The organism is Rosenbergiella gaditana, from assembly GCF_018494065.1.
GTDB classification, from domain to species: Bacteria; Pseudomonadota; Gammaproteobacteria; order Enterobacterales; family Enterobacteriaceae; genus Rosenbergiella; species Rosenbergiella gaditana.
Map to the genome: position 1 here is coordinate 1 of NZ_JABBFR010000043.1, position 4,051 is coordinate 4,051.

Consider the following 4,051-nt stretch of genomic DNA (forward strand, 5'->3'; position numbering starts at 1 on the left):
GTGCTGATACCCAGAGTCGAACTGGGGACCTCACCCTTACCAAGGGTGCGCTCTACCAACTGAGCCATATCAGCACATCTGGAGCGGGCAGCGGGAATCGAACCCGCATCATCAGCTTGGAAGGCTGAGGTAATAGCCATTATACGATGCCCGCATCCTGGAACTCTGCTACCTGGATCTTTCTGTAGCTTATGAATAATAAAATGGCTTTTATTATTCGAGTCTGCCAGATAAACTGACCGACTTTCGACTGTTACCAGTCTAAACCGGTGTGAGGAAAATTGCTTTATCTTAAAGCTTTTTACTTCACTATGCCTCAACAAAAGTAGTTGAGATGGTGGTGGGAGAAGGATTCGAACCTTCGAAGTCTGTGACGGCAGATTTACAGTCTGCTCCCTTTGGCCGCTCGGGAACCCCACCTTAACTTGAATGGTGCCGACTACCGGAATCGAACTGGTGACCTACTGATTACAAGTCAGTTGCTCTACCTACTGAGCTAAGTCGGCATCAAGTTGAGGCGCATTCTATGGGGAGTTAGAAAATCATGCAACTAAAAAATTCAGTTTTTTTTCCGTTCGCTCACTCTTTATTCAAAATAGGTCAATTTAGTCGTTTTTAGTTTATAAATTAAACGAAATTAACTATTTTATTACTAACAGAGCTATTGCTCTTGAACCGAACACTTAACAAAACGCTTAGCCACAAAGACTCACTTCTCACTTCAATCTGCTATATAAACTCAATTTTATCAGCCCACACTCTATTTTTAACATATAAAAAATATAAAATTATCATGGTATTAACATCTTTTTGCTTTGTACTGTTCACGACAGGTGATAACCTCCAGAGATATAATTCTTTTAACTCGTTTAGTTAACTCACCTTCCGGCTTTTTTTTCGCCATACTGAGTTACGGATGTCAGACGTATAATTATGAATACAATCGATTCGTCACCTTTGACCTCAGCTTATTTGCATTTTGACCGCCAACATTGGGCAGCATTACGTGAATCGACCCCTTTAGTACTTGATGAACAAGACATTGAGCAGTTGAAAGGAATTAATGAAGATTTGTCACTGAGTGAAGTGGCCGAAATTTATCTTCCCCTTTCCCGTCTACTCAATTTTTATATCAGCTCAAACCTAAACCACCAAAATGTAGTAAAAAAGTTTCTCGGTACAGACCGCAAAAAAGTTCCTTATATAATCAGTATTGCAGGGAGTGTTGCTGTAGGTAAAAGCACCACTGCCCGTGTCTTACAAGCTTTACTTAGCCGCTGGCCTGAACATCGTAAAGTCGAGTTGATTACAACGGATGGCTTCCTTCATCCGAATGCTCTATTAAAAGAGCGTGGATTGATGAAGAAGAAAGGGTTTCCCCAGTCATACGATATGCATCGCTTAGTTAATTTCGTTGCGGATATTAAGGCGGGTAAAGAGAAACTCACTGTGCCAGTCTATTCGCATCTGACTTATGACATCATTCCTGAAGAACAAAAAGTTGTCGAAGCTCCGGATATCGTAATTCTTGAGGGCTTAAATGTGTTGCAGAGTGGTATGGATTACTTACATGACCCACATCGGGTCTTTGTCAGTGATTTTGTGGATTTTTCGATTTACGTTGATGCACCTGAAGAGCTTCTTAAACAATGGTATATCAACCGTTTTCTACGATTCAGGGAAGGTGCTTTTAGTGATCCTAATTCGTATTTTCACCATTACTCACAACTCACGATTGATGAAGCGATGGCTATCGCCTCAACGCTTTGGGATGAAATCAATGGGCTGAATCTTCGTGAAAATATATCGCCCACTCGAGAGCGGGCTAATCTTATTCTATCGAAGAGTCTTAAGCATGCAGTAAGCACGGTTAGTTTACGGAAATAACTCCCCTTATACTAGTTGGCGGCTCTGAGTGAAATCTCCCCGCCAACCCAAGCTTTTATTTCATCTTCATGCTCCAGCATTAGAGCACCGAATTCATTAATACCTCGTTCGATACCGTGAATTTCCCTTTCACCTATAATCAGCTTCACCGGTTTATTGAGAAAATTATCCAATGCATGCCAGCGTGGTAAAAAGGGAGTCATTCCCTGAATTTCGAAGGTCTGTAATGCAATACGTAGATTGGTAATCATTGCAGCAGAAAGCGCATTCCTATCCGTCACAATGCCCTCTTGATGAAGACTGGTCCAGTTCTGATCTATCGGCGATGCAGCATCTGATTTCATAGCGATATTAATTCCGGCACCAATGACTATGTGTGCAACATCACCGGTTTTACCGGTCATTTCAACCAATATACCTGCAAGCTTGCGGTTATTAATATAAAGATCATTTGGCCACTTTACTTTCACGTCATGACAGCCGAACTCAATTAAAGTCTCTGCTATCACGATTCCCACAACGAGACTTAAGCCCATCGCTGCAGCCGGCCCTTGTTCCAGACGCCAGTACATCGATAAATACAGGTTAGCGCCGAAGGGAGAAAACCATTTCCCTCCACGCCGACCCCGGCCAGCTTGTTGATATTCAGCTAAACAGACATCCCCTGTATTAAGCTTATCAATGTTATCCAATAAATACTGATTAGTGGAATCAATAACAGGGATCACCTCAACATTATCCGTGTGATAGCGTTGAGAAATAATTTCTTGATCGAGTAGGTTAATGGGCTCTGACAAGCAATAGCCCTTACCCGTCACACGATAGGTACTAACTCCCCAAGTTTCTAAAATTTTTAAATGTTGATTGATCGCTGCTCGGCTCATCCCGAGCTCTTGGCCCAATTGCTCACCTGAATGGAATTCGCCATCGGCCAAAATAGCCATGATCTTTAAAGTCACGCTGTAATCTTTCATGATAGGGTTTCCACTGCATTAACCTCGCCCTGCCGACCGATAAATCTCACCTCTGGCTCCAACCAAATGGCAAACTGCTTATAAACGGTATCGCGAACATATTTCGCCATACTTATCAGGTCTTCGGGCTGAGCATGCCCTAAGTTAATCAATACCAACGCTTGTTGAGGATGTACCCCTGCGCGATTAGCCACATAACCTTTAAGGCCTGCTTGATCGATTAACCAACCTGCAGCAATTTTCACCTCGCCCTCACTCTGTGGGTAGAAGGGTGCATCGGGGTAGCGTAGTTTAATTACTTCAGCATCTTGCGTAGGGATTATAGGATTTTTAAAAAAGCTACCTGCATTACCTATTTTAGCTGGGTCAGGAAGTTTACTACGTCGTATCTCACACACTTTATCAAAAATGGATTGTGGTGTTGTCAGAGAGGTTTCTACTGCTTTCAAAGGCCCATAGGAGAGATTTGGTTGCCATTCCTTTGCTAAGCGAAAGCCTACTGCTGTAATGACATATCCCTGCTGATATTGATGTTTGAAAATACTTTCTCGGTAGCCGAAAAGGCATTCTGCATTCGTTAATCTTAGTGAGTGATTACGATTAAGGTCTAGGATGTCAACATATTCACATACATCCTTCAATTCAACACCATAAGCGCCTATGTTCTGTATGGGTGCAGATCCTACCGTGCCTGGAATCAGTGCTAAGTTTTCTAGCCCTGCCATCCCTTTCTTAATAGTAAATTGAACAAAGTCATGCCAATTTTCACCCGCAGCGCAATGAATGAGCCAATCATCTTTCGTCTGGTCTACGCTTATTCCCGTTAACTTATTGACGACTACCGTCCCTTCAAAATCATCGAGGAATAGTACATTACTGCCTCCCCCCATCAACAGCCATGGCTTTTCTTTATGAGCTTGCCAGCTCTCAATAAGGGTTTCGGTATTTGTGGCATAGACAATACGCTCAGCACAGATAGAAAGGCCAAATGTATTTAAGGTTTTTAAAGAGGTCTGCGGACAAGTCATGGCTTCACCTTGATAGGATAATCACTGACTAGTTTACCTGATTTGGCGAGATTTTTTTCAATAAACACAACAAGAGGGTATTGTTTTCCAATGCAAAAAGGCCATCCGTAAGGATGGCCTTTTTGTCTTATTGGATGCCTGGCAGTTCCCTACTCTCGCATG

General features: G+C 42.5%; 3 protein-coding genes and 4 tRNA genes. 1 reads left to right on the plus strand and 6 read right to left on the minus strand.

What is annotated here, in order from left to right; translation table 11 throughout:
- Position 1: 1 nt before the first annotated feature.
- The 4 genes from HH682_RS15245 to HH682_RS15260 all read right to left on the minus strand — a co-directional run bounded on the left by HH682_RS15245 (position 2) and on the right by HH682_RS15260 (position 506).
- Positions 2 to 74: transfer RNA gene (locus HH682_RS15245), tRNA-Thr, on the minus strand.
- Positions 75 to 79: 5 nt separating this feature from the next.
- Positions 80 to 154 (minus strand) — tRNA-Gly (locus HH682_RS15250).
- 181 nt (positions 155 to 335) lie between these two features.
- Positions 336 to 420, minus strand: a tRNA-Tyr gene (locus HH682_RS15255).
- 10 nt (positions 421 to 430) lie between these two features.
- A tRNA-Thr gene (locus HH682_RS15260) sits at positions 431 to 506 on the minus strand.
- Positions 507 to 933: 427 nt separating this feature from the next.
- On the opposite strand from HH682_RS15260, the gene coaA reads away from it, so the two are divergent.
- Entirely contained in the window at positions 934 to 1,887 is a 954-nt protein-coding gene (gene coaA / locus HH682_RS15265; RefSeq protein ID WP_214238339.1) for a type I pantothenate kinase, read from the plus strand.
- A gap of 11 nt (positions 1,888 to 1,898) precedes the next feature.
- On the opposite strand, the gene birA is transcribed toward coaA, so the two are convergent.
- Together birA and murB are read right to left on the minus strand one after the other, a co-directional pair.
- Entirely contained in the window at positions 1,899 to 2,861 is a 963-nt protein-coding gene (gene birA / locus HH682_RS15270) for a bifunctional biotin--[acetyl-CoA-carboxylase] ligase/biotin operon repressor BirA (RefSeq protein WP_214238340.1), read from the minus strand.
- The gene (gene murB / locus HH682_RS15275) at positions 2,858 to 3,889 is read right to left on the minus strand and encodes a UDP-N-acetylmuramate dehydrogenase (protein ID WP_214238341.1); all 1,032 of its coding nucleotides are present in this window, start codon (positions 3,887 to 3,889) and stop codon (positions 2,858 to 2,860) included. The genes birA and murB overlap by 4 nt, the downstream gene beginning before the upstream one ends.
- Positions 3,890 to 4,051 lie beyond the last annotated feature (162 nt).

What these genes read in the sequence shown, in the direction of transcription:
- birA (WP_214238340.1), bottom strand. Translation starts at nt 2,861, where the DNA reads ATGAAAGATTACAGCGTGACTTTAAAGATCATGGCTATTTTGGCCGAT.
- murB (WP_214238341.1), bottom strand. Translation starts at nt 3,889, where the DNA reads ATGACTTGTCCGCAGACCTCTTTAAAAACCTTAAATACATTTGGCCTT.
- coaA (WP_214238339.1), top strand. Translation starts at nt 934, where the DNA reads ATGAATACAATCGATTCGTCACCTTTGACCTCAGCTTATTTGCATTTT.